The sequence below is a fragment of the Mesorhizobium sp. WSM4845 genome, from assembly GCF_055811455.1.
On record NZ_JBVVQA010000015.1, the window covers coordinates 116,503 to 140,089 of the forward strand.

A 23,587-nucleotide genomic window follows, 5' to 3' on the forward strand; every position below is an offset into this window, starting at 1 on the left:
TCGCCTGCCGGTTATTGCTCATGCTGGCGGCGCAGCCGCTTCTCCAGCGCCCGCAAGGCCAGCGACAGGCCGACCGTCAGGATGAGATAGATATAGGCGACGATCGAATAGGTCTCGAAGAAGCGGAACGAGCCGGCTGCATAGATCTTGCCCATCTGGGTGATGTCGGCGACGCCGAGCACCGAGACCAGCGAGGAATCCTTGACCATGGCGACGAAATCATTGCCGAGCGGCGGCAGGATGGTGCGGATCGCCTGCGGAAAGACGATCAGCCGAAAACGCTGGGTGCGCGTCAACCCCAGCGCCTTCGCGGCCTCGATCTGGCCCTTCTCGACCGCCTCGATGCCGGCGCGGAAGACCTCCGAGATGAAGGCCGAATAGCCGATGGTCAGCGCCATGATGGCGCGCCATAGCAACGATACGTCGCGTATCATTAGCTCGCCGAACAGGCCGGCGCTTTGCAGCGGCGCCGTCAGCGCGTTCCATCCCGCGACGAAGGCCGGCGCGCCGGCGAAGGCGATCCAGAACAACAGCACCAGCATTGGCACGCCGCGAATGATCTCGACATAGAAGCGAGCGATCTGGCGCAGCCGGCGCGACCCCGACAGGCCCATCAGCGCAATGCCGAGCCCGATCGCCGAGGCCAGCGCGAAGGCGACCATTGTGACGAACACGGTGATGCCGATGCCCTTGGCAACGGTTGCGAAAACCTGGGCATAGAGGTCGCTTGCGGCGATGAAGATAGCCGCTGCCAGGGCGAGCGCCGCGGCCACGGCGAGCCACCAGGGGAAGTCGGACTTGGCGGTTGAAGATGCGGGCGTTGCCATCAGGGCGCGCCGACGAACCAATGTCGCGCCAGGCCACCCCCCTCTGTCCTGCCGGCCATCTCCCCCTCAAGGGGGGAGATCGGCAGCTTCGCTGGCCGCGCTTTTTCTCTAACGTTGAAGATTGGCGAAAGCGGAGGGTACAGCAAATGTCCCCCCTTGAGGGGGAGATGTCCGGCAGGACAGAGGGGGGTGTTCGAGCGCAGAGTCAGCGCGAGTTCCGGCGCGCAATTGTCATGAAAAGCGCGCCACAAAGGAAATCACTGCCCCATCTTGTAATCAAGGAACCATTTCTTGTTGAGCGCGTCGAGTGTGCCGTCGGCCTTCAGCGCGGCGATGGCTGCGTTGACCGGTTTCACCAGATCCGAGCCTTTCGGAAAAATAAAGCCGAAATCCTCGGTGCCGAGTGGTCCGCCGATCAGCTTCAGCCCGCCATTGGACGCCTCGACATAGCCCTTGCCGGCAGTGCCGTCGGTCAGCACGACATCGACGTCGCCGGTCTTCAGCGCCTGCACCGTGGTGCCGAACGTCTCGAAAAGTTTTATGCGCGGGTTCTGCTCATTCCCGTCGAGGACGCTGTAGACAGCGGTGTAGAACGGCGTGGTGCCGGCTTGCGCACCGATCAACCCGTCCTTGAAAGCGCCGAGCGTCTTGGCGTCGGTGAAGCGCTTCTCGTCGCCGCGCACCAGCATGAACTGTTCCGAGCGCATATAGGGGTCGGAGAAATCCACCTTCTGCTTGCGATCGTCCTTGATGGTGATGCCGGTCATGCCGATGTTGTACTGGTTGTCGGAAACCGCCTGGATCATCGCGTCCCAGGAGGTGTTCTGGTACTCGACCTGGAAATTCAGCCGCTTGGCGATCTCGTTCATCGCGTCATATTCCCAGCCGATCTGCTTGCCGGTTTTGGCGTCGATGAACTGCAGCGGCGGATAGGCGTTTTCCGTCACCACCACCACCTTCTTGCCGCCGAGATCGGGCAGCGCCTGCGCCAGGGCGGCGACGGGCGCAAGTACCAGAGCCAACAGGCCGGCCAACAGCAGTTTCGATTTGATCATGGTACACCCCGAGCATTTGAACGGCCTCGACATGGTCGAGGCTTGCAGGAAATCCGGCGCCGACTTTAGCTTTCCGCAGGCGCCTTGCAAGCCGGCTTGATGCGGCTTCGCGCGAAAATGGATTCCATGCTTTCACGGCATTACGGAACGATCCGTTTCGATTGCGCACCGGCGGCCCGGCAAAATCGAAACCCATTCCGCGAGGCAAAAAAGGCGGCCGAAGCCGCCTTTCCGAAACATGGTTTTTGAATTCGCCTTATTCGGCGGCAGCGGCTTCCTCGGCCTTGGCGGCCTCGTCGGCGGCCTTCTTCTCGGCGGCTTCCTGCGCGGCCTTCTCGGCGGCCAGCGCCTGGGCGGCTGCCACCTTCTCGGCCTCGATGCGGGCCTTCTCGGCGTTCAGCGCATCGCGCTCCTCATCGTTCAGCTTGCGGGCGCGCACGCCGGTGTTTTCCGAAATGCGGGCCGACTTGCCGCGACGATCGCGCAGGTAATAGAGTTTGGCGCGGCGCACCTTGCCGCGGCGCACGATCTCGACGCCCTCGACCATCGGCGAAAAGACCGGGAACACGCGCTCCACGCCTTCGCCGTAGGAAATCTTGCGAACGGTGAAATTCTCCTGGAAACCGGCGCCGGCGCGGGCGATGACGACGCCCTCATAGGCCTGGACGCGGGTGCGGGTGCCTTCGGTCACGCGGACCTGGACGCGTACGGTGTCGCCGGGCTGGAATTCGGGAAGCTTGCGCTTGGCTTCGATCTTGGCGGCCTGTTCGGCCTCGAGCTGACGGAGGATATCCATCTCTACAAATCCACTTCTTGTTCTTCCGACAGTCAGAGCGTCCGACACTCGCCTTGCAGTTCCATTGACCGCTCGGCTATGCCCTTTGTTCGAGAACATCTGGGTTCGAGAACATCGGGCAGGGGCGACTACACCGTCATTGTTGACGGGTCCGGCAGATTTTCTCCCGGTTCGGCGCGCACATACAGCTATTTCGACGCTTTGTCACGCCTTTGCCGCGTTCTTTTTTGGTCGTTGGTCAACGTCGCAATCTTCCGGCACAGGGGTTGCGTTGAAGGCCCAAGCTTTTTAAGTCGGGCAGAACGTGACTTTCCTCCGGCGGCAACACCCTCCATGCCAGTTCTCGATGCGGCCCTGCTCTTTTTCGCGGGCTTTCTCTCAGGTGCTGTCAACGCCATAGCCGGCGGCGGGACATTCATAACCTTCGGCGCCATGTCGCTGGTCGGCTTGCCGCCGATCGTCGCCAACGCCACCTCGTCGCTGACGCAATTTCCCGGCTACATCACCTCGACGCTCGCCTACTGGTCCGACATCAAGCATTTCTGGCGCACCGCGTTGCTGCTCGGCCTTATCTCGGTTTTTGGCGCGCTGGCCGGTGCGCTCATCCTTCTGGCGCTCGACAATCCGTCGTTCCGCGTCCTGGTGCCCTGGCTGCTGCTCGCGGCAACCGCGCTGTTCGCCGCCGGGCCGTGGCTGAAGCCGGCGCCCAAGCCGGGCCGTCAGGTCGCGATGGGTTCGCTGGTCGGTTCCCTGGCGCAGTTCGCCACCGCCGTCTATGGCGGCTTCTTCGGCGCCGGCATGGGCGTCATGATGCTGGCGACGCTCGGCCTCACCCAGGCCGGCGACTATCACCGCCTCAACGCGCTGAAGAACCTGCTGGCCGTGGTCATCGCGGCAGTAGCCATCCTGGTCTTCGTCTCCGGCGACGTCATCGCCTGGCGGCAGGCGATCGTCATGATACCGGGCGGCGCGCTGGGCGGCTATGCCGGCGTCTGGATCGCCAAGCGCGTGCCGCAAATTGCCGTGCGTGGCTTCGTCGTCGGGGTCGGCGTGTTTCTTGCCTTCTATTACTTCACCAAGGGCTGAGCGGCCAACAGGTCCGGCCGCCGCTCTTTCGTCAATCTTTCCGATTCGGCGCGTCGCCACGCGGCGATCTTCTGATGATTGCCCGAGGTGAGAACCTCGGGGATTTGCCGGCCCTCGAATTCCTGCGGACGCGTGTAGTGCGGATGTTCGAGCAGGCCGTTTTCAAAGCTCTCTTCATCGCCCGACACCGTATTGCCCATCACGCCGGGCAACAGCCGCACCACGGCGTCGAGCAGCACCAGCGCTGCCGGCTCGCCGCCGGAGAGGATGAAGTCGCCGACCGAGACCTCCTCCAGCCCCCGCGCATCAATCACCCGCTGGTCGACGCCTTCGAAGCGTCCGCAGACGATCACCGCGCCCGGCCCCGCGGCCAGTTCGCGCACACGCACCTGCGTCAGCGGTTTTCCACGCGGGCTCATCAGCAGCCGTGGCCGTGGATCGCCCGGTGGCGAGCTATGGTCGATCGCCTTGGCCAGAACGTCGGCGCGCATCACCATGCCGGCGCCGCCGCCGGCCGGCGTGTCGTCGACGGTGCGATGGCGATCGGTGGCGAAATCGCGGATCTGGATTGCTTCCAGCGACCATGTGCCGGCCTCCAGCGCCCGGCCGGCCAGCGACACGCCGAGTGCACCGGGAAACATTTCGGGATAGAGCGTCAGCACCGAGGCGGAAAAACTCACCGGTTGCCCCCGGCGTCCTTCGGCCCGCGCGGCCTGCCCTTCGGGTCGAAACCATCGCTGCCAGGAGCATCGCTGTCTTCGTCATCGATCAAGCCCGCCGCCGCCGGATCGATGCGGACGAAACCGTCCTTGATCGACACGTCAGGAACGGCAGCCTGCGTGAACGGGATCAGCACGCCTTTGCGCCCCGCCAATATCACGTCGAGGATATCGCCACCGCCGAAATTATGCACGGCGACGACCTTGCCGATGTCAGCACCGGTATCGTCCCGGACCGCCAGCCCGACGAGATCGGCATGATAGAACTCGTCCTCTTCGCCGTCGTCCGGCAGCATCGAGCGGTCGACGAATAATTCCGTGCCGGCGAGCGCCTCGGCAGCGTTTCGGTCGCTGATACCTTTGAAGCGCACCACCACGACGTTATTGGCCGGCCTGATGTCGACGATCTGGAAGGCGCGGCCGTCCCTGGCATAGAGCGGCCCGTAGTCGGCCAGCGCCAGCGGATCGCCGGTGAAGGTTTTCACGCGCAATTCGCCCTTGATGCCATGGGCGGCGCCGATCACGGCCATCTGGACAGGGTTTTGCGGTTTGGTCATCGGTGGAAAAATCCTTTGCCTTGCTCTAGCTCCACGCTCTTGTCATTTCAATGACGCGGCTCTTCACCGCTTCCTAACCCGGCTGCCGGAAGATCGCCCGGAAATGGAAGAGCGGCATATCGGAAGAGCGCAATGCAGGAATTCCTCATCCCGGCCAAGCCAGACCTTCAGGCGGCCCGCGAAAGCTGGCTCAAGATGCTGGCGCGCGAGCGCCGGCTGTCGCCGGAAACCGTGGAAGCCTATGAGCGCGACACGCGCCAGTTCCTGCACTTCCTGACCGGCCATTGCGGCGGCTCGCCCGGCATTTCGGATATCGCCGCTCTGCGCCCGGCCGATCTGCGCGGCTTTCTCGCTGCCCGCCGCGCCGGGGGCGCCGGCGCCCGCACGCTCGGGCGGGGGCTCGCCGGCATCCGCTCGCTGCTGCGCTTTCTGGAGCGGCGCGGCCTCGTCAATGCGGCGGGTGCTGCGGCACTGCGCGCGCCACGGCAGCCGAAGTCGCTGCCCAAGCCGCTGACGGCCAGCGATGCGAAACACGTCGTTTCGGTGGAAGGCCAGCTGGCGGAGGAACCCTGGATCGCCTCCCGCAACGCCGCCGTGCTGACGCTGCTCTACGGCTCGGGCCTGCGCATTTCCGAGGCGCTCGGCTTGTCCGGCGCCGATCTGTCGTCGCCTGATGAAACGGTGCTGCGCGTCACCGGCAAGGGCGGCAAGACGCGGCTGGTGCCGGTGCTGCCGGTCGCGCTGCGGGCGATCGCCCAGTACCGGCGGCTCTGCCCCTATCATCTCGATCCGAAGGGCCTGCTGTTTCGCGGCGCCCGCGGCGGGCCGCTCAACCCGGCTATCGTCCAGCGCGACATGGCCAAGCTACGCTCGGCGCTCAATCTGCCGGACACCGCCACGCCGCATGCGTTGCGCCATTCCTTCGCCACACACCTGCTTGGGCGCGGCGGCGATCTGCGCACCATCCAGGAACTCTTGGGCCACGCCAGCCTGTCGACGACGCAGATCTATACCGGCGTCGACACTGCGAGGCTGCTCGAAATTTATGAAGCGGCCCACCCGCGGGCGTAGCCGACGCATGATTTCGCAAAGTTGCAGCCAGGATATGCGCCGTGGAACGATGTCCGAGACAATTTTGCCGCGCCGGTTAACCGTTTCGCCGTTCTTTGTCTCTAAAAGCGAGCCATGAAACGCGTCCTTGCCATCGCCGACCGCACGGCCTTTGCTTCGCTAAAGCTGCTCGTCGCGCTGAACGTCCTGTTCTTCCTCACTTTCCTCGTCGTCGCGCTGCTCGCCGCCGGCAAGGCGCGCGCTGAAACCCCAAGGGCTGAAACCCAGGTCTGCGCCGGCGCCGACATGCTGTCGGCCTTACAGAAGGACGACCCGGCCGCCTACCGCAAGATCGAGACGGAAGCGGCAGCGACACCGAACGGCAAGGGCCTGTTGTGGAAACTGGAAAAGGCGGGCGAAAGACCGTCCTTCCTGTTCGGCACCATGCACATGACCGACCCGCGCGTGACCACGCTGCCGCCCGCCGCGCAAAAGGCCTTTGACGCCGCCGACACTGTCGTCATCGAGACCACGGAAGTGGTCGACAAGCAGAAGATGATGGCGGCGTTCCTGAAAGAGCCCGAACTGATGATGTTCACCGACAGCACCACGCTGTCCTCGCTGCTGTCGCCGGAGGATGCGGCGGCGGTGAACAAGGCGCTCGACGCGCGCGGCATTCCACCGGCGAGCGTTGCCAAGATGAAGCCTTGGATGCTGTCGACCATGGTCGCGCTCCCGGCCTGTGAACTGGCCCGCCAGGCCGGCGGCACGCCGGTGCTCGACATCAAGCTTGCAGAGGACGCCAAAGCCTCAGGCAAGGCGGTCGATGGGTTGGAGACGGTCGCCGACCAGCTTCGCGCCATGGCCTCGCTGCCGCTTGCGTTTCACATGAAGGGCCTCGTCGACACGCTGAAGCTCGGCGACAGGGTGAACGACGTCAATGAAACCATGATCGTGCTTTACCAGCGCGGCGACACCGGCATGCTCTGGCCGCTGTTTCGTGCAGTCCTTCCCGGCGGCGAAGACGATTCGGCAAGCTATGCCGCCTTCGAGGAAATCATGATCACCAGCCGCAACAAGGTGATGATCGACCATGCCAGGCCGATCCTCGCCAAGGGCAACGTGTTCATGGCGGTCGGCGCCCTGCACCTGCCTGGCTCAGAGGGCCTGGTCGAGGATTTCCGCAGGGCCGGCTACACTGTCACCGCCGTCGACTAGTTGCACGGTTGAGTTGCGGGTCCGGCAAGGCGTGATTCGGGACGACGCTTTGCCCGAGTCGCCGGAGGTTTGTCTCCGTGCAGGACGGTCGAAAGGTCTAATTTGGCTCGATCACGGTGAGTTTTGCGAGTAAAGTGCTTGCAGACAAACGATTCTCGGCGAAGTATGCCCCGTCGTCGGCGTTTTCGATTCCTAGCGTGAAACCTGTTCAACGATTGCGCGTTGATGTGTGTTGATTGATACTTTTCATCCACGGAGGACACTTTTATGGCGAATCCAAACGACCCGTACACCACTCCGACCCCCCCTCCCAAGTCGGGTGGCGGCAGCACCGGCTGGCTGATTGCCCTGGTCGTCGTTATCCTGGCCATTGTCGCTTATTATATTTTTGGAACAAGCGGTGAGGCGCCAGAGCCTGGTGAACCGCCAGCTGCAACCACGCCGGCCCCGGCGCCAGCGCCCGCTGAACCGACGCCTGCCCCGGCCCCTGCAGAGCCTGCACCTGCCCCGGCGCCGGCAGAACCAGCGCCCGCTCCGGCGCCAGCAGAACCAGCGCCTGCTCCGGAGCCGGCTCCGGCTCCGGCACCCGCAGAGCCAGCACCTGCTCCGGCGCCCGCACCAGCCCCGCAGTGATCGGCTGCTGACTTCAAATACGAACGGCCCGCTGAAAAGCGGGCCGTTTTTGTTTGAGCCGTCAGATGGCTGCCGGAGTTCCTTGGGAAGGCCTACATGTGGATCGGCTTAAAGAAGGTCGCCAGTGCCGCTTCCTTCACCGCTTCCGACATCGTCGGATGGGCGTGGCAGGTGCGGGCAAGATCTTCCGACGAGCCGCCGAACTCCATCAGCACCGCCGCCTCGTGGATCATCTCGCCGGCGCCGAAGCCGACGATGTGGACGCCGAGCACGCGGTCGCTCTGCTTGTCCGCCAGGATCTTCACGAAGCCGTCGGTATGCAGCATGGCGCGCGCCCGGCCATTGGCGCTGAACGGAAACTTGCCGGCCTTGTAGTCGATGCCGGCCGACTTCAGCTCTTCCTCTGTTTTGCCCACCGAGGCGATTTCCGGACTGGTGTAGACGACGTTCGGGATCACCCCGTAATTCACATGGCCGGCCTGGCCGGCAATGATCTCGGCCACCGCCACGCCCTCGTCCTCGGCCTTGTGGGCGAGCATCGGCCCGGCGATGACGTCGCCGATGGCGTAGATGCCGGGGACATTGGTCGTGAGATGGCCGTCGGTCTTGACTCGGCCGCGCTCGTCGACCTCGACCCCGGCATCCTTCAGCCCGAGACTGTCCGAATAGGCCCGGCGTCCGGTCGCGATCAGCACCCCATCCGCCTCAACCGTCTCGGCCGCGCCGCCCTTGACCGGCTCGAAGGTGACGGTGGCGCCCTTTGTGGCCTTGGCGACACCGGTCACCTTGGCGCCGAGCCTGAATTCGATGCCTTGCTTGGACAGCATGCGCTGGAACTGTTTGGCGACCTCGCCGTCCATGCCGCCGAGAATGGTGTCGAGGAACTCAACGACGGTCACCTTGGCGCCGAGCCGCGCCCATACCGAGCCGAGCTCCAGCCCGATGACGCCGCCGCCGACCACCACCAGGTGGCCCGGCACCTTGCCCAGCGACAACGCGCCGGTCGACGACATGATTACCTTCTCGTCGATGTCGACCTTTACCCCCGGAATGCCGGCGACGTCGGAGCCGGTGGCGATGACGATGTTCCCGGTCTCGATCTCCTCGACCTTGCCGTCCTCGCCGGTCACCGACACTTTTCCGGCGGACAGGACCTTGCCGGTGCCGCGAAAGCTGTCGATCTTGTTCTTCTTGAACAGGAAGGCGACGCCGTTGACGTTGGACGCCACTGTCGCGTCCTTGTGCGCCATCATCTTTTCCAGATTGAGCTTCGGCTTGCTGATTTCGACGCCGAGTGTATCAAAGGAGTGGCCGGCCTCAGAAAAAATCTCGGAGGCATGCAGCAGCGCCTTGGACGGGATGCAGCCGATATTGAGGCAGGTGCCGCCGAAGGTCGGGTTCTTCTCGACCACCGCCGTTTTCAGGCCGAGCTGCGCCGCCTTGATGGCGCAGACATAGCCGCCTGGTCCCGATCCGATGATAACGACGTCATAAGCCATGATTTGTCCTTCTGGTCTGCACTCAGCCTTGGCTGGGATTAGCGGCCGCCGCCCACTTCCAAATTCGCGCCTGTCGTATAGGACGCCCCGTCCGACAGGAGCCAGAGAATTGCCGCGGCGACCTCTTCGGTGGTCCCCGCCCTTTGCATCGGCACGCCGTGACGCATCCTCTCGACGCGATCCGGCTGTCCGCCGGAGGCATGAATTTCGGTATCGACAATCCCTGGACTGACCGCGTTGACGCGAATGCCTTCGCCGGCTACCTCGCGCGCCAGGCCGATCGTGAAAGAATCGATCGCGCCCTTCGAGGCAGCGTAGTCGACATATTCGCCCGGCCCGCCAATTCTCGCTGCAATCGAGGAGACATTGACGATGGCGCCGCCGTTGCCGCCATGGCTGGTCGACATGCGCTTCACCGCTTCGCGGGCACAGAGCATGGGGCCAATGACGTTGATGCGCATCATGCGCTCCAGCCGTGCTCCGCTCATTTCGTCGACACGCGCCCTCTGGTCGACCACGCCAGCGTTGTTGACGAGCGCATCGAGCGGCCCGAAGACATGATCGATCCTCTCGAACATCGCCTGGATATCGGCCTCGCTGCCAACGTCGCCCTTGATGGCCAGCGCTTCGCCGCCGGCCTGTTCGATTGCCTCGACAAGCGCCGTGGCAGCAGCCTCATTCGATGCGTAGTTGATCGCAACACGGTATCCAGCCGTGACGGCAAGCCTGGATGTGGCAGCGCCGATGCCGCGGCCGCCGCCGGTCACCAGCAGCACTTTTTTGGCCGCGCTCATTCCTGACAGCCCCTCAACGAAAAAACATCCCACGGCACCTTCGAAAACCCGTTGGCGCCATAGGCGGTCGACCTCTGCAGCGACGGTCCGAGGTCGGGAAAGATCAGGGTCTTCGGAGCATCTACCCCTTCGGCCGGCAACAGAGCGATGTTGCCCTTGTCATCCGCACTGTAGACGACCCCCTCCCACAGCGTGCAGGCGGCGAGCTCGTCGCCGGTGACGTCGCCTGTCGGGCATTTGTACATCAGCGAACCATGCGGCCGCGCCACGCCTTGCGTCCACATGACGATCCCGTCGAGAACGACATCGTTATCGAGCACCATCTTGAAGGTGTTGGTGACGACAGCCGATCCCACGGTCGGCCTGAAATCGATCTCGGCCGCACTTTCGGCATCGCCATAGACGGCGAGTTCGAGCGGGCATGCGGCAAAGGCTGCCGATCCCGCCTGCGCAATGCCGGCCGCGAGCACAGCTGCGAAAAACATTCCGGAGTGCAAACGAGAGGAACTCATTCGGTGGCGCAGATCCATTCTCCGGCTCACCTCGACCGGGCCTAGAGATCGAGCACCAGCCGTTCCGGATCCTCCAGGCTTTCCTTGACCCGCACCAGGAAGGTCACCGCTTCCTTGCCGTCGACGATGCGGTGATCGTAGGAGAGCGCCAGATACATCATCGGCCGGATCACGATCTGGCCGCCGACCACCACCGGCCGCTCCTGGATCTTGTGCATGCCCAGAATGCCCGACTGCGGCGCGTTGAGGATCGGCGTCGACATCAGCGACCCGTAAACGCCGCCGTTGGAAATCGTAAACGTGCCGCCCTGCATGTCGGCGACCGACAGCTTGCCATCACGCGCGGCGATGCCCAGCCTGCCGATATCTTTCTCGATCTCGGCTATTCCCATCTGGTCGGCATCGCGCACGACAGGCACGACGAGGCCTTTTTCGGTGCCGACTGCGACGCCGATATGGGCGTAATTCTTGAAGATGATGTCGGTGCCGTCGATCTCGGCATTGACGGAAGGGATTTCCTTCAGCGCATGGGTGACGGCCTTGGTGAAGAAGCCCATGAAGCCCAGCTTCACGCCGTGCTTCTTCTCGAACACATCCTTGTATTTGGTCCTGAGCGCCATCACCGCGCTCATGTCCACCTCGTTGAAGGTGGTCAGCATGGCGGCGGTCGACTGCGCTTCCTTGAGGCGGCGGGCGATGGTCTGCCGCAGCTTGGTCATGCGCACCCGCTCTTCACGCGACGCGTCGTCGGCCGAGGACGGCGCACGGGCGGCGACCGGTGCAGGGGCCTTCGGCGTCTCGGAAGGCTGCGACGGAGCGCCCCTGGCGATCGCGTCGAGCACGTCGCCCTTGAGCACCTGGCCGCGCTTGCCGGAACCCGAGATCTGGTCGACCGCGAGATTGCTCTCGGCCAGCAGCTTCGCCGCCGCTGGCGCCGGCGGCATCGCGCGCGCCTCGATCGGCCCGGCATCGCCGGCGATCTTTGCGGTCTCGGCCGCGGCTTGCTTGACGGTGGCTGCGGCGGTCGGCGCCGAGGCCTGCGATACCGCGTCCTGCTTCGCTTCGGATGTTGACGGCTTCGCGGCTTCGGGTGCCGCCGCCTTTGCCCCGTTGCCCGCCGAAATCATGCCGAGCAAAGCACCGACTTCGACCGTCTCGCCTTCCTTGACGGCGATCTCGCTGAGCGTTCCTGCGGCCGCGGCCGGCACTTCGACCGTGACCTTGTCGGTTTCGAGCTCGACCAGCGGCTCGTCGGTGGCGATCGCGTCGCCCACCTTCTTGAACCATTTGCCGATGGTCGCCTCGGTGACGGATTCGCCAAGAGTGGGGACGCGGATTTCGGTAGCCATTGTGCCTGTCCGTTCTTCTGTCGGTTCTGTTCTATTCGCCGAACTCTGTTCTATTCACCGAGCGCGTCTTCGAGCAAGGCGGCAAGCTGGGCGAGATGCTTCGACATCAACCCGGTCGCCGGCGACGCGGCGGCCGGCCGGCCGGTATAGCGCACCCGCTGGTGCTTGGCGTCGATATGCGCCAGCACCCATTCCAGATACGGATCGATGAACGACCAGGCGCCCATATTCTTGGGCTCCTCCTGGCACCAGACCATCTCGGCGTTGCGGAAGCGTGACAGTTCGGTGATCAGCGCCTTGGCCGGGAACGGATAGAGCTGTTCGACGCGCAGCAGGTAGATGTCGTTGATGCCGCGCTTCTCGCGCTCCTCGTAGAGGTCGTAATAGACCTTGCCCGAGCAGAGCACGACGCGGCGAATCTTCGAATCCTTGGTGAGCTTGATCGCCTGGCCGGGGAGTTGCTGGGCATCGTCCCACAACAGCCGGTGGAACGCGCTTTCGCCCGACATCTCCGGCAGTGTCGACACCGCCCGCTTGTGGCGCAGCAGCGACTTCGGCGTCATCAGGATCAGCGGCTTGCGGAAATCCCGCTTCAACTGCCGGCGCAGGATGTGGAAGTAGTTGGCCGGCGTCGTGCAGTAGGCCACTTGCATGTTGTCTTCGGCGCAAAGCTGCAGGAATCGCTCGAGCCTGGCCGACGAATGTTCCGGCCCCTGGCCTTCATAGCCATGCGGCAACAGGCAGACGAGGCCCGACATTCTGAGCCACTTGCGCTCGCCCGACGAGATGAACTGGTCGAACACCACCTGGGCGCCGTTGGCGAAATCGCCGAACTGCGCTTCCCAAAGCGTCAGCGCCTTCGGCTCGGCCAGGCTGTAGCCATATTCGAAGCCGAGCACGGCCTCTTCCGACAGCATCGAGTTGATGACCTCGAAACCGGCCTGCGCCGCCGACAGATTGTTGAGCGGGATGTAGCGTGTCTCGTCGCGCTGGTCGTAGAGCACGGAGTGGCGTTGCGAGAACGTGCCGCGCTCCGAATCCTGTCCGGACAGCCGGACCGGATTGCCGTCGAGCAGAATGGCGCCGAAGGCCAGCGCCTCGGCCGTCGACCAGTCGATGCCTTCGCCCGACTCGATCGCCTGGCGGCGGTTTTCGAGAAACCGCATGATCGTCTTGTGGGCCGCGAAATCCTTCGGCACCTCGGTCAGCTTCTTGCCGATTTCCTTCAGCGTCTTGACCGGCACGGCGGTCTTGCCGCGCCGCTGTTCGTCCTGGTTGTCGGCTGTGCGCAGGCCCGACCAGGCGCCATCCAGCCAGTCGGCCTTGTTGGGCTTATAGTGCTGGCCGACCTCGAATTCCTGCTCGAGATGTGCCCGCCAGTCGGCCTTCAGCTTGTCGAATTCGGCCTGGCTGATGTGGCCTTCGGCGATCAGCCGGTCGGCATAGATCTGCACCGTCGTCTTATGGTTGCGGATGTTGCGATACATGATCGGCTGGGTGAAGGCCGGTTCGTCGCCCTCATTGTGGCCGAAGCGGCGGTAGCAGAACATGTCGACCACGACAGGCTTGTGGAACCTCATGCGGAATTCGATGGCCACCTTGGTGGCATGGACCACGGCTTCCGGATCGTCGCCATTGACGTGGAAGATCGGCGCCTCGATCATCTTGGCGACATCCGACGGATAGGGCGACGAGCGCGAAAAGCGCGGGTTGGTGGTGAAGCCGATCTGGTTGTTGATGATGAAGTGCAGCGTGCCGGCGACGCGGTGGCCGCGCAAGCCGGACAAGCCGAGGATTTCGGCAATCACGCCCTGGCCGGCAAAGGCGGCGTCACCATGCAGGAGCAGCGGCAGCACCTTGGCGCGCTCTTCCAGCGGCACGATCTCTTCGCGGCTGCGGCCGAACAGAGAGTCCTGCTTGGCCCGCGCCTTGCCCATCACCACCGGATCGACGATTTCCAGGTGCGATGGATTGGCGGTCAGCGACAGGTGCACCTTGTTGCCGTCGAACTCGCGGTCCGACGAAGCACCGAGATGGTACTTCACGTCGCCCGAGCCCTCGACCTCGTCGGGCGCGGCCGAGCCGCCCTTGAACTCGTGGAAGATGGCGCGGTGCGGCTTGGCCATCACCTGGGAGAGCACGTTCAACCGGCCGCGATGCGCCATGCCGAGCACGATCTCCTTCATGCCGAGCTGGCCGCCGCGCTTGACGATCTGCTCCAGCGCCGGGATCAGCGCCTCGGCGCCGTCGAGGCCGAAGCGCTTGGTGCCCTTGTACTTGACGTCGATGAACTGCTCGAAGCCTTCCGCCTCGACCAGCTTCTGCAGGATCGCCTTTTTGCCGACGGCGGTGAAGGAGATCTCCTTGTCGGTGCCCTCGATGCGCGCCTGGATCCAGGCCTTCTCCTCGGGATCGGAAATATGCATGAACTCGACGCCGAGCGTCGAGCAATAGGTGCGGGTCAGGATGTCGAGCATCTGCCGGATGGTGCCGAATTCGAGCCCGAGCACATTGTCGAGGAAGATCGGGCGGTCGTAGTCGGCTGATGTGAAGCCGTAGTTTTCCGGCGACAGCTCGTTGTAATCCTCGAGCTTGGCGATGCCGAGCGGGTCGAGATTGGCGTGCAAATGGCCACGCATGCGGTAGGCGCGGATCATCATGATGGCGCGCACTGAATCGCGCGTCGCCTGATGGACGTCGGCGTCGGACAGGGCGACGCCGTTCATCACCGCCCTGTTCTGGACCTTCTTCTCGATGTGCTTCTCGACGATGCCCCAATCGCCGTCGAGCGCCGACACCAGTTCGCCATTGGCCTGCAGCGGCCACGAGGGCTTGGCCCATGAGGCGCCCTTGGCATTCTTGCGGACATCGCCGGCATCGTCCTTCAGCGCCGCGAAAAAATCCTGCCATTCGGGATCGACCGAAGCGGGATCGTCCTCATAGGCGGCGTAGAGCGCGTCGATATAATCGGCATTGCCGCCATAGAGGAAAGAGGTAAGCGAAAATTGGTCGTTGGCCTGATCTTGTCTTGCCATTTTTTCCGCGGAGCCTGGCTCCGTCTCCTGTTTTGGAGGGGAGTAAGGCAGTAAGGCAGTAGGGCAGTAGGGAGAACCAGGCACTTGCCATCGTTCGTCCCGTTCTTCCTATTCCCCTACTCCCATACTGCCCTACTCCCTTACTGCCTTAACCTTTTATCGCTTCGACCAGCGTCGTGCCGAGCCGAGCCGGCGACGGCGAAACCTTTATTCCGGCCGATTCCATCGCCGCGATCTTGTCCTCGGCGCCGCCCTTGCCGCCGGAAATCACCGCGCCTGCGTGACCCATGGTGCGGCCGGCCGGGGCCGTGCGCCCGGCGATGAAACCGGCCATCGGCTTCTTGCGGCCACGCTTGGCTTCGTCCTTGAGGAACTGCGCGGCGTCTTCCTCGGCCGAGCCGCCGATCTCGCCGATCATGATGATCGACTGTGTCTCGTCGTCGGCGAGGAACATCTCCAGCACGTCGATGAACTCCGTGCCTTTGACGGGGTCGCCACCGATGCCGACGGCGGTGGTCTGGCCGAGACCGACATTGGTGGTCTGGAACACTGCCTCATAGGTAAGCGTTCCCGAGCGGGAAACAACGCCGACCGAGCCCTTGCGGAAGATGTTGCCGGGCATGATGCCGATCTTGCATTCGTCGGGGGTCAGGACGCCTGGGCAGTTGGGACCGATCAGCCTCGACATCGAGCGGTCGAGCCGCGCCTTGACCTTGATCATGTCGATCACCGGGATGCCCTCGGTGATACAGATGATCAGCGGGATCTCGGCTTCGATCGCTTCCAGGATCGCCTCGGCGGCGCCCGCCGGCGGGACATAGACGACTGACGCATTGGCGCCGGTCTTCGCCTTGCCTTCAGCGACGGTGGAAAAGATCGGCAAGCTCTCGCCCGCGGCGCCGGTCCACGTCTCGCCACCCTTCTTCGGGTGGATGCCGCCGACCATATTTGTCCCGTGATAGGCCAGCGCCTGTTCGGTATGGAACGTGCCGGTCTTGCCGGTCAGGCCCTGCACGAGCACCTTGGTGTTCTTGTCGACGAGAATGGACATTTTTTTACGACCTGATCAGTGAGTGCGGAAGGGGTTGACGGCGACCACGGAGCCGTAGGCCTGCCCGGGGTTGAGGTCTTCGGTGTAAAGTGTGTTGACGCCAAGGCGCTCGGCGGCGGCGATGATTGCGCCATACTCCGCGCGCTTGGAATCGTGTCCGATGGCGGCACAGACGAGAATGTTCGTGTCGAGGCGGCACTCAGCGGTCATGGAGAGCTGCCCGGTTCCAAGTCTTGCTGCCCATGTCGCCTGAAGCCTCGTAGGCAAGCCTAAGCAGGGCTTGCCGAGCCCCGTCGTTGGCATGGCGCTTCGCGGCCACTGTCGCGAAAAACTCCCGCACCAAGGCGTCGACGGTCGTGCCCTGTTCAGCGGCCGTCAGCTTGACCTGCTCCAGAACCTCGTCTTCGACCGCCAGAGTGATGTTCTTCATTTCTCTTCCCCGCACAAGCTCCCTAAAGCCGCTTGAGATCGGCGACTGTGAGGTCGCTCTTGGCGTTGCCGGTGTTGAGCGTCGTCGCCGGCTCGAACATCAGCACCACCGGCTGTTCGCTCAGCGAGCGCGGCCGGTGCTCAATGGCGCGCGGCACGACGATGAACTCGCCGCTGCCAAGCTCCACCGTGCCGTCGCGGAAATCGATGGCGATGCGGCCGCGCAGCACCAGGAACGCTTCGTCCTCGTTGTCATGCGCGTGCCAATCGAAGATATCGCCGAACTTGGCGATCTTGACCTGGGCGTCGTTGACGTCGCCGGCGATATGCGGATCGAAGACCTTTTTGATCTTCTGATCCGCCGCCTCGACCAGGTTTATCTTGTGCGGAGGCACCAGATCAGCCCTTCACCGCCGCCACGATTTTCTTGGCCGCGTCGTCGAGGTCATCGGCCGAGACGACGTTGAGCCCGCTGTCGTTGATGATCTTCTTGCCGAGCTCGGCATTGGTGCCTTCCAGCCGCACCACCAGCGGCACTTGCAGGCCGACTTCCTTGACCGCCGCGATAACGCCCTCGGCAATGATGTCGCACTTCATGATGCCGCCGAAGATATTGATCAGGATGCCTTTGACCGCCGGGTCCTTGGTGATGATCTTGAACGCCGCCGTCACCTTCTCCTTCGACGCACCGCCGCCGACGTCGAGGAAGTTGGCGGGCGCGGCGCCGTAGAGCTTGATGATATCCATCGTCGCCATGGCGAGGCCGGCGCCGTTGACCATGCAGCCGATATTGCCGTCGAGCGCGACGTAGGCGAGGTCGTATTTCGACGCCTCGATCTCCTTCTCGTCCTCTTCGGTAATGTCGCGCAGCTCCATCACGTCGGGATGGCGGAACAGCGCGTTGTTGTCGAACGACACTTTTGCGTCGAGCACGCGCAACCGGCCATCCTTCATGACGATCAGCGGGTTGACTTCGAGCAGGCTCATGTCCTTCTCGACGAAGGCTTTGTAGAGGATCGGGAACAACGTCTCGCCGTGCTTGGCGGCGTCGCCGTCGAGCTTCAGCGCGCCGTTTAGTTCCTTCAAATCATCCGCCGTTATGCCTTTTTCCGGGTCGATGGCGACGGTGATGATCTTTTCCGGCGTGTCGTGGGCGACCGCCTCGATATCCATGCCACCCTCGGTCGAAACGACGAAGGCGATGCGGCCGACGGAGCGATCGACCAGCAGCGACAGATAGAGCTCGCGCTCGATGTCGGCGCCGTCCTCGATGTAGAGGCGGTTGACCTGCTTGCCCGCCGGGCCGGTCTGCTTGGTGACCAGCGTGTGGCCAAGCATTTCCTTGGCGTTGGCGACGACCTCGGCCACCGATTTCGCCAGCCTGACGCCGCCCTTGGCGTCGGGGCCAAGCTCCCTGAACTTGCCCTTGCCGCGGCCGCCGGCATGGATCTGGCTTTTCACCACATAGAGCGGGCCGGGCAGTGCCTTGGCGGCGGCTTCCGCCTCGCTTGCCCTAAACACCGGCACGCCTTCGGCCACCGGTGCGCCAAAGCCCTTCAGCAGCGCCTTGCCCTGATATTCATGGATGTTCATGCGCGTTGTCTCCAGATCACTTTACTGGCGGGTCACTTCGGATCATTTGGCGGCGAGTTGCGGAGCGATCTTGACGCAAGCCTCGCACAGGCCCTGCACCGCCGCCACCGAATTGTCGAACATCTTCTGCTCGGCCTTAACGAGCTCGATCTCGATGACGCGCTCGACACCGCCGGAGCCGATCACCACCGGCACGCCGACATAGGTGTTCTTGACACCATACTGGCCGGAGAGATGCGCAGCACAGGGCAGCACGCGCTTCTTGTCCTTGAGATAGGCTTCGGCCATCGCGATCGCCGAGGCGGCCGGTGCGTAGAAGGCCGAGCCGGTCTTGAGCAGGCCGACGATCTCGGCGCCGCCGTCGCGGGTGCGCTGCACGATTTGGTCGAGCTTTTCCTTCGAGGTCCAGCCCATCTTGATGAGGTCGGGCAGCGGGATGCCGGCGACCGTCGAATAGCGGATCATCGGCACCATGGAATCGCCATGGCCGCCGAGCACGAAGGCGGTGACGTCCTCGACCGACACCTTGAATTCTTCGGCCAGGAAATAGCGAAAGCGCGAACTGTCGAGCACGCCGGCCATGCCCACGACATGGCTCTTCGGCAGGCCGGAAAACTTCTGCAGCGCCCAGACCATGGCGTCGAGCGGGTTGGTGATGCAGATGACGAAGGCTTTCGGCGCGTATTTCTTGAGACCCGCGCCAACCTGCTCCATGACCTTCAGATTGATGCCGAGAAGGTCGTCGCGGCTCATGCCGGGCTTGCGCGGCACGCCGGCGGTGACGATGCAGACGTCGGCACCCTCGATGCCGGCATAATCGTTGACGCCGGTCAGCCTGGAATCGAACCCATCAACCGGCGACGACTGCGCGATATCCAGCCCTTTGCCTTGCGGGATGCCCTCGGCGATATCGAACAGCACAACGTCGCCGAGATCCTTGAGGCCGATCATGTGGGCGAGCGTGCCGCCGATCATGCCCGAGCCGATGAGCGCTATCTTGTTGCGTGCCATGTCAGGATGTTTTCCCTTTAGACTGTGACGGCGCCCAATCCCTTAAGGAATTGGATGACGGCGTCGAGGAAGGAGGCCGGAATGCTGCGGGGAAGCCGCGAAGATTTCGCCGCACCCAATAGCCCCGGCGCATAAAATATTCAAACGGTTATTTTGGAGTGAGATTTTTCAATCGGTTAGATGGATTGGGATTTACGTAAACGTCAAAAGAATTGAGCCGACTTGGGAAAGTTACGCAATGAAGATGGAAATAAGAAGGCTGTTTTCCGGCGATGACGCCCTTGTGATGCGGGTCGCCGAAGATGTGTTCGATGAACCCGTCAGGTTGGATCGGTTGGCAGCGTATCTCCGCGAACCCGGTCATTTCATGATCGTGGCATTGGCCGATGGCACAGTCGTCGGCCAATGCGCGGCCGTCATCCACCGCCACCCGGACAAGGTGAGCGAACTCTACATCGACGAAGTCGGCGTGGCGCCGGCCTTCCAGCGCCAGGCCATAGCGACGAAGATGCTCGACGCCATGTTTGAGCTCGGCCGGGAGCATGGCTGCGAGGAGGCCTGGGTCGGCACCGAGCCGGACAATGTGGCGGCCCAGGCGCTTTATGAGTCGCGCAAGGAGCCGCGCGGGCCGGCGGAGGCGTTCGTCATGTATGTGTATCGACTATAGTCGCCGGCGGGACAGCGCCCCCTCTGTCCTGCCGGACATCTCCCCCACATGGGGGGAGATCGGCGGTTTTGACGACGGGCTTCTTCCACAACGCTGGAAACTGGCGAAGGTCGAGGCGACATCTGATCTCCCCCCTTGAGGGGCCCTTGAGGGGCCCTTGAGGGGGAGACGTCCGGCAGGACAGAGGCGGTGTGCCGGAACTCTACGAAACGAGGTTCAGGCCCGAACCTGCCTCGCCTCCGCAGGCACCACCCGCGCCTTCTGCCTCTCCACCCAGTCTTCCAGCCATTCGTGGCTCTGCATCTCGATCAGCCGCGACGCGGTGCGCTCGAACTCGAAGACCTCGTTGCCGCGCCTAGCCGTATACAGCTCCGCTGGCGGTGCGGCGGCGCTCACCACCAGCCGCACATGATCGTCGTAGAGCGTGTCGACCAGCAGGATGAAGCGCTTCGCCTCGTTGCGCATGCCTTCGCCAAGCACCGGCACATGATCGATGAAGACGGTCGAGAAGCGGCTGGCAATCGCCAGGAAATCGCGGGCACCGAGCGGGTTTTCGCAGAGATCGGCAAAGGAAAACCGCGCCGCTTCGCCGGCGGCGCGCGGCACGACGACCTGCCGGCCCTTTACCGTCAGGGCCGCTGCCTGCGTCGGCCTGCCATGCGTCATCACTTTCCAGGCCTCGTCGAGGACAGCATCGGCCGCGGCATCGGCAGGGGTGACATAGACCGGCAGGCGGCTGAGCTTGTCCAGCCGATAGTCCTTGTCGGCATCGAGGGCAATCACCTGCGCATGCCGCTCCAGGATGCCGATGAAGGGAAGGAAAAGCTTGCGGTTCAAGCCGTCGCCGTAGAGATCCTGCGGCGCGACATTGGACGTGGCGACCAGCACGACGCCGTTGGCAAACAGCGCCGAGAACAGCCGCGACAGGATCATGGCATCGGCGATGTCGGTGACGGAAAACTCGTCGAAGCACAGCACCCAGGCTTCCTCGGCCAACGCGCGGGCCACCGGCGCGATCGGGTCGTCTTCCCTGACGGCGCCCTCTTTACGCGCCTGCCGGTGCTTCTGGATGCGGTCCTGCACATCGGCCATGAAGTCGTTGAAATGCACACGGCGCTTGCGCCGGACCGGCACCAGCTCGAAGAACATGTCCATCAGCATGGTCTTGCCACGGCCGACGCCGCCGTGGATATAGAGGCCCTTGACGGCCTCGCGCGTCTCGCGCTTGCGAGCGAACAGCCAGCCCAGCGCGCTCGATTTGTGCGCCAGCCGTTTTGCCGAAATCTCGTCGATCAACCGATCGAGTGCCGCGACGACCCGCTCCTGCGCCGGATCGCGGTCGATCACGCCCGTATCGACCCAATGGTCGTAACGCTGCCGGACGGTCGCATGGGTCTGAAGGCCGTCACGCAGATGCATCGGTCACGTCGTTCCGGAGCAATTCCAATATGTGTAGCGGTTTTCTGTCCGGAATTGCGTAAAAACAAAAGAGAGCAATTCCGGGAAAGCGTGTAGCGGTTTTCGGAATCGCCTAAAAACAATAAGGGCGGGCGGGTCAGCCTCTTGTAAGCGAGATCGGCAGGCCGTTGGAAGTCTGGCCGTCGAATTTCTCTCCGCCCGAGGAATAGAGCCGTGCCAGCGTGCCGCCATTCGCGTCGTACAGCGTCAACTGCTTGCCGGCGACGTTCCAGGATTTGATGCCGTCGATCGGCGCCGGGCAATGCAGTGGTCCAGCCCGATAGCCGGAGCCGAATTTGGTTTGCGGCGTCGCCACCTGGCAGCTCTGGCCGGACACGCTGGCCTTCCACACGCCGGCGACGCTGCTTGCGGTAAGATCCGGGGCTCCGGCCGGAGCCGTTCCGTCCGGCGGCAGCGAGGCGACCTGAGGGCCTTGCGGCGCCGTCGGAAATTTCGACGGGTCGGCGGTGCCAGGCGACGCCGGCGGCGGCAGCTGGTTTGCGGTCACCGTGCCGGAGGGCGCGGCTTGCAGCGGCGCCGGCTGCTGGTCCATCGGCGAGAACCGTGACGTTGAACAGCCGCTCGCAAAGAGCGCGGCCAGCGATACGGCCAGCAGACCGGTTTTCGAAAAATTCATTTCAAACCTCCGTCGGGTCCGGCCGGGCTGCCGTCCGCACAATATCCCCCTTACCAAGACGGAGAAGGTGGCAAAATTTCAACCCTGTATGGTTAAAATAGCATTTGCGGCGGCACCTGTTGCAACTTTGCCACAAATGCGTGCCGCCCGAAAACCTGTCCTGGGGGTCTGACGCGAGACTGCGCAGCGGTTTGCCAGGACAGGCCTGCCCCTGGCGTCCGGCCGCCAAATGCTTGCGCCAGCCCGCTTCGGTCCTATCTCTGATGAAACCGAACCTTGCCGGAGGCGAAATCTTGGCTGCGAGGAAAAGGGCGGCCAACCGCTACTATAGCGGGCCGCCCAGCGATCATTTCGACGGCACCTTGTTCTTCAATCCCAACGGCAAGTTGCCTGCCCGCTTTTCCGATCTTTTGAAGTGGCAGCTGGGCGGCGAACGCTCGAAATGGCCGTCGGCGAATCCAAGTCCGTTTCATCAGGCGACACCGGCCAAACGGATCGACGGCTCTGAACTGAGGCTGACCATGGTCGGCCATTCCACGCTGCTCATCCAGACAGCCGGCCTGAACATCCTCACCGACCCGGTCTGGTCGCGGCGCGCCTCGCCGCTCCCCTTTGCCGGGCCGAAACGGGTCAATCCGCCCGGCATCGCCTTTTCCAGCCTGCCGCCGATCGATCTCGTATTGGTCAGCCATAACCACTACGACCATCTGGACCTCGCCACGCTGAAGCGGCTGAAGACAAAGCATGACCCGCTGGTGCTGACGCCGCTCGGCAACGACGCCATCATCGACGATGGCGTTCCCGGAATGCGGCTTTCCGTGCATGACTGGGGCGAGCGGGTCGAGATCGGCAAGGACGTCGCCGTCCATGTCGAGCCGGTGCACCACTGGTCGGCGCGCGGCACCCGCGACCGGCGCATGGCGCTGTGGGCGGGTTTTGTGGTCGAGACGCCGGGCGGAAAGGTCTATTTCGCCGGCGACACCGGTTTCCACGATGGCATCAACTACCGGCTGATGGCCGCAAGGCACGGTGGCTTCCGCCTCGCCATCCTGCCGATCGGCGCCTACGAGCCGCGCTGGTTCATGGCGCCACACCACCAGAACCCGGAGGAGGCGGTGCAAGGCATGCTGTTGTGCAACGCCGCCAATGCCGCCGGCTGCCATTGGGGCACGTTCCGGCTCACCAACGAGCCGATCGACGAGCCGGCAAGAAAGCTGGGCGAGGCCCTCAACGATCAAGGTGTCCCGCAAGAACGCTTTCGCGCCCTGCGTCCCGGCGAAGTCTGGGACGTGCCGGCGCTCTAGGCTGGCGACCCGGCCCCCCAGAGGCCCCCGGGGGAACCCGGGACGTCGTAAACGCGTTGATGGTGGTCCACAACCGTCGGCTGCGAGGGATTTCCCATGATCAAATGGATTGTGATTCTTCTGATAATCGCGGCCGCGGCCAGCCTGCTCGGCATGCCGGCATTGGCCGGAGCCGCTGCCACCGGCGCCCGCATTCTCATCGGCATCGTGCTGATCATCTTCCTGCTGGTCATGCTTGGCGTCTTCGCTGTGGCGTAGACGCATCGGCCCGAAAATCGGAATCGATTTTCAGAAGGCACGATGCGCG

General features: G+C 63.6%; 24 protein-coding genes. 6 read left to right on the forward strand and 18 right to left on the reverse strand.

Annotated features, from left to right (window positions below; translation table 11 throughout):
- Positions 1–11: 11 nt before the first annotated feature.
- The 3 genes from AC0L2C_RS18530 to rplS form a co-directional block, all read right to left on the reverse strand.
- Complete coding sequence (locus tag AC0L2C_RS18530) at positions 12–827, reverse strand: amino acid ABC transporter permease (RefSeq protein WP_128170448.1); 816 nt, start codon at positions 825–827, stop codon at positions 12–14.
- Positions 828–1,084: 257 nt separating this feature from the next.
- Positions 1,085–1,882, reverse strand: a complete 798-nt coding sequence (locus AC0L2C_RS18535; RefSeq protein ID WP_473524077.1) for a transporter substrate-binding domain-containing protein — start codon at positions 1,880–1,882, stop codon at positions 1,085–1,087.
- Positions 1,883–2,138: 256 nt separating this feature from the next.
- On the reverse strand, positions 2,139–2,678 hold the full coding sequence (gene rplS, locus AC0L2C_RS18540; RefSeq protein ID WP_023800592.1) for a 50S ribosomal protein L19: 540 nt from the start codon (positions 2,676–2,678) through the stop codon (positions 2,139–2,141).
- A gap of 333 nt (positions 2,679–3,011) precedes the next feature.
- Between rplS and AC0L2C_RS18545 the strand changes: the two genes are divergently transcribed.
- Positions 3,012–3,764, forward strand: a complete 753-nt coding sequence (locus AC0L2C_RS18545; RefSeq protein WP_128170449.1) for a sulfite exporter TauE/SafE family protein — start codon at positions 3,012–3,014, stop codon at positions 3,762–3,764.
- Here the strand turns inward: AC0L2C_RS18545 and trmD are convergent.
- Entirely contained in the window at positions 3,746–4,444 is a 699-nt protein-coding gene (gene trmD, locus AC0L2C_RS18550; RefSeq protein WP_023800593.1) for a tRNA (guanosine(37)-N1)-methyltransferase TrmD, read from the reverse strand. The genes AC0L2C_RS18545 and trmD overlap by 19 nt on opposite strands.
- Positions 4,441–5,040, reverse strand: coding sequence for a ribosome maturation factor RimM (gene rimM, locus AC0L2C_RS18555; RefSeq protein WP_023800594.1), 600 nt, complete (start codon positions 5,038–5,040; stop codon positions 4,441–4,443). Before rimM ends, trmD begins: the two co-directional genes overlap by 4 nt.
- Before the next feature lie 132 nt (positions 5,041–5,172).
- Here rimM and AC0L2C_RS18560 point away from each other — a divergent pair, with 132 nt between their 5' ends.
- Together AC0L2C_RS18560 and AC0L2C_RS18565 are read left to right on the forward strand one after the other, a co-directional pair.
- Positions 5,173–6,111, forward strand: coding sequence for a tyrosine recombinase XerC (locus AC0L2C_RS18560; RefSeq protein ID WP_128170450.1), 939 nt, complete (start codon positions 5,173–5,175; stop codon positions 6,109–6,111).
- Between the two features lie 114 nt (positions 6,112–6,225).
- A complete protein-coding gene (locus AC0L2C_RS18565) occupies positions 6,226–7,308 on the forward strand; it encodes a TraB/GumN family protein (protein WP_128170451.1) in 1,083 nt (360 codons plus the stop codon).
- Between the two features lie 725 nt (positions 7,309–8,033).
- Here the strand turns inward: AC0L2C_RS18565 and lpdA are convergent.
- The 11 genes from lpdA to mdh form a co-directional block, all read right to left on the reverse strand.
- Entirely contained in the window at positions 8,034–9,440 is a 1,407-nt protein-coding gene (lpdA, locus tag AC0L2C_RS18570) for a dihydrolipoyl dehydrogenase (RefSeq protein WP_023803371.1), read from the reverse strand.
- Between the two features lie 38 nt (positions 9,441–9,478).
- Entirely contained in the window at positions 9,479–10,234 is a 756-nt protein-coding gene (locus tag AC0L2C_RS18575) for an SDR family oxidoreductase (RefSeq protein WP_128170452.1), read from the reverse strand.
- Positions 10,231–10,719 (reverse strand): hypothetical protein, encoded by a 489-nt coding sequence (locus AC0L2C_RS18580; RefSeq protein ID WP_287259436.1) that lies wholly within the window; start codon positions 10,717–10,719, stop codon positions 10,231–10,233. Before AC0L2C_RS18580 ends, AC0L2C_RS18575 begins: the two co-directional genes overlap by 4 nt.
- Before the next feature lie 68 nt (positions 10,720–10,787).
- Positions 10,788–12,095, reverse strand: a complete 1,308-nt coding sequence (gene odhB, locus AC0L2C_RS18585) for a 2-oxoglutarate dehydrogenase complex dihydrolipoyllysine-residue succinyltransferase (RefSeq protein WP_128170454.1) — start codon at positions 12,093–12,095, stop codon at positions 10,788–10,790.
- 50 nt (positions 12,096–12,145) lie between these two features.
- Positions 12,146–15,130, reverse strand: coding sequence for a 2-oxoglutarate dehydrogenase E1 component (locus AC0L2C_RS18590; protein ID WP_128170455.1), 2,985 nt, complete (start codon positions 15,128–15,130; stop codon positions 12,146–12,148).
- Positions 15,131–15,278: 148 nt separating this feature from the next.
- Positions 15,279–16,181, reverse strand: a complete 903-nt coding sequence (gene sucD, locus AC0L2C_RS18595) for a succinate--CoA ligase subunit alpha (RefSeq protein ID WP_128170456.1) — start codon at positions 16,179–16,181, stop codon at positions 15,279–15,281.
- 15 nt (positions 16,182–16,196) lie between these two features.
- On the reverse strand, positions 16,197–16,391 hold the full coding sequence (locus tag AC0L2C_RS18600) for a PIN domain-containing protein (RefSeq protein ID WP_128170457.1): 195 nt from the start codon (positions 16,389–16,391) through the stop codon (positions 16,197–16,199).
- A complete protein-coding gene (locus tag AC0L2C_RS18605; RefSeq protein ID WP_023803364.1) occupies positions 16,381–16,611 on the reverse strand; it encodes a hypothetical protein in 231 nt (76 codons plus the stop codon). Before AC0L2C_RS18605 ends, AC0L2C_RS18600 begins: the two co-directional genes overlap by 11 nt.
- Positions 16,612–16,633: 22 nt before the next feature.
- Positions 16,634–17,005 (reverse strand): cupin domain-containing protein, encoded by a 372-nt coding sequence (locus tag AC0L2C_RS18610; protein ID WP_091592200.1) that lies wholly within the window; start codon positions 17,003–17,005, stop codon positions 16,634–16,636.
- Positions 17,006–17,009: 4 nt separating this feature from the next.
- Entirely contained in the window at positions 17,010–18,203 is a 1,194-nt protein-coding gene (gene sucC, locus AC0L2C_RS18615; protein WP_473524078.1) for an ADP-forming succinate--CoA ligase subunit beta, read from the reverse strand.
- 42 nt (positions 18,204–18,245) lie between these two features.
- Positions 18,246–19,214 (reverse strand): malate dehydrogenase, encoded by a 969-nt coding sequence (gene mdh / locus AC0L2C_RS18620; RefSeq protein ID WP_287259444.1) that lies wholly within the window; start codon positions 19,212–19,214, stop codon positions 18,246–18,248.
- Between the two features lie 238 nt (positions 19,215–19,452).
- Here mdh and AC0L2C_RS18625 point away from each other — a divergent pair, with 238 nt between their 5' ends.
- Positions 19,453–19,881, forward strand: a complete 429-nt coding sequence (locus tag AC0L2C_RS18625; protein ID WP_287259445.1) for a GNAT family N-acetyltransferase — start codon at positions 19,453–19,455, stop codon at positions 19,879–19,881.
- 216 nt (positions 19,882–20,097) lie between these two features.
- On the opposite strand, the gene zapE is transcribed toward AC0L2C_RS18625, so the two are convergent.
- On the reverse strand, positions 20,098–21,300 hold the full coding sequence (gene zapE, locus AC0L2C_RS18630; protein WP_473524079.1) for a cell division protein ZapE: 1,203 nt from the start codon (positions 21,298–21,300) through the stop codon (positions 20,098–20,100).
- A 136-nt stretch (positions 21,301–21,436) separates the two neighbouring features.
- Positions 21,437–21,976: a protease inhibitor Inh/omp19 family protein gene (locus tag AC0L2C_RS18635; protein WP_128170462.1), complete on the reverse strand. Its 540-nt coding sequence runs from the start codon at positions 21,974–21,976 to the stop codon at positions 21,437–21,439.
- Positions 21,977–22,269: 293 nt separating this feature from the next.
- On the opposite strand from AC0L2C_RS18635, the gene AC0L2C_RS18640 reads away from it, so the two are divergent.
- Positions 22,270–23,280 (forward strand): MBL fold metallo-hydrolase, encoded by a 1,011-nt coding sequence (locus AC0L2C_RS18640; protein ID WP_473524080.1) that lies wholly within the window; start codon positions 22,270–22,272, stop codon positions 23,278–23,280.
- Positions 23,281–23,376: 96 nt separating this feature from the next.
- The gene (locus tag AC0L2C_RS18645) at positions 23,377–23,538 is read left to right on the forward strand and encodes a DUF1328 family protein (protein WP_128175373.1); all 162 of its coding nucleotides are present in this window, start codon (positions 23,377–23,379) and stop codon (positions 23,536–23,538) included.
- The last annotated feature ends 49 nt before the right edge of the window (positions 23,539–23,587 follow it).

Excerpts from the sequence above, each read along its gene's own strand:
- AC0L2C_RS18565 (WP_128170451.1), top strand. The coding sequence starts at position 6,226 with ATGAAACGCGTCCTTGCCATCGCCGACCGCACGGCCTTTGCTTCGCTA.
- AC0L2C_RS18535 (WP_473524077.1), bottom strand. The coding sequence starts at position 1,882 with ATGATCAAATCGAAACTGCTGTTGGCCGGCCTGTTGGCTCTGGTACTT.
- AC0L2C_RS18645 (WP_128175373.1), top strand. The coding sequence starts at position 23,377 with ATGATCAAATGGATTGTGATTCTTCTGATAATCGCGGCCGCGGCCAGC.
- lpdA (WP_023803371.1), bottom strand. The coding sequence starts at position 9,440 with ATGGCTTATGACGTCGTTATCATCGGATCGGGACCAGGCGGCTATGTC.
- rimM (WP_023800594.1), bottom strand. The coding sequence starts at position 5,040 with ATGACCAAACCGCAAAACCCTGTCCAGATGGCCGTGATCGGCGCCGCC.
- AC0L2C_RS18575 (WP_128170452.1), bottom strand. The coding sequence starts at position 10,234 with ATGAGCGCGGCCAAAAAAGTGCTGCTGGTGACCGGCGGCGGCCGCGGC.
- zapE (WP_473524079.1), bottom strand. The coding sequence starts at position 21,300 with ATGCATCTGCGTGACGGCCTTCAGACCCATGCGACCGTCCGGCAGCGT.
- AC0L2C_RS18545 (WP_128170449.1), top strand. The coding sequence starts at position 3,012 with ATGCCAGTTCTCGATGCGGCCCTGCTCTTTTTCGCGGGCTTTCTCTCA.
- odhB (WP_128170454.1), bottom strand. The coding sequence starts at position 12,095 with ATGGCTACCGAAATCCGCGTCCCCACTCTTGGCGAATCCGTCACCGAG.
- rplS (WP_023800592.1), bottom strand. The coding sequence starts at position 2,678 with ATGGATATCCTCCGTCAGCTCGAGGCCGAACAGGCCGCCAAGATCGAA.
- AC0L2C_RS18625 (WP_287259445.1), top strand. The coding sequence starts at position 19,453 with ATGAAGATGGAAATAAGAAGGCTGTTTTCCGGCGATGACGCCCTTGTG.
- AC0L2C_RS18530 (WP_128170448.1), bottom strand. The coding sequence starts at position 827 with ATGGCAACGCCCGCATCTTCAACCGCCAAGTCCGACTTCCCCTGGTGG.
- AC0L2C_RS18580 (WP_287259436.1), bottom strand. The coding sequence starts at position 10,719 with ATGTTTTTCGCAGCTGTGCTCGCGGCCGGCATTGCGCAGGCGGGATCG.
- sucC (WP_473524078.1), bottom strand. The coding sequence starts at position 18,203 with ATGAACATCCATGAATATCAGGGCAAGGCGCTGCTGAAGGGCTTTGGC.
- AC0L2C_RS18590 (WP_128170455.1), bottom strand. The coding sequence starts at position 15,130 with ATGGCAAGACAAGATCAGGCCAACGACCAATTTTCGCTTACCTCTTTC.
- AC0L2C_RS18600 (WP_128170457.1), bottom strand. The coding sequence starts at position 16,391 with ATGACCGCTGAGTGCCGCCTCGACACGAACATTCTCGTCTGTGCCGCC.
- AC0L2C_RS18635 (WP_128170462.1), bottom strand. The coding sequence starts at position 21,976 with ATGAATTTTTCGAAAACCGGTCTGCTGGCCGTATCGCTGGCCGCGCTC.
- AC0L2C_RS18605 (WP_023803364.1), bottom strand. The coding sequence starts at position 16,611 with ATGAAGAACATCACTCTGGCGGTCGAAGACGAGGTTCTGGAGCAGGTC.
- sucD (WP_128170456.1), bottom strand. The coding sequence starts at position 16,181 with ATGTCCATTCTCGTCGACAAGAACACCAAGGTGCTCGTGCAGGGCCTG.
- AC0L2C_RS18560 (WP_128170450.1), top strand. The coding sequence starts at position 5,173 with ATGCAGGAATTCCTCATCCCGGCCAAGCCAGACCTTCAGGCGGCCCGC.
- mdh (WP_287259444.1), bottom strand. The coding sequence starts at position 19,214 with ATGGCACGCAACAAGATAGCGCTCATCGGCTCGGGCATGATCGGCGGC.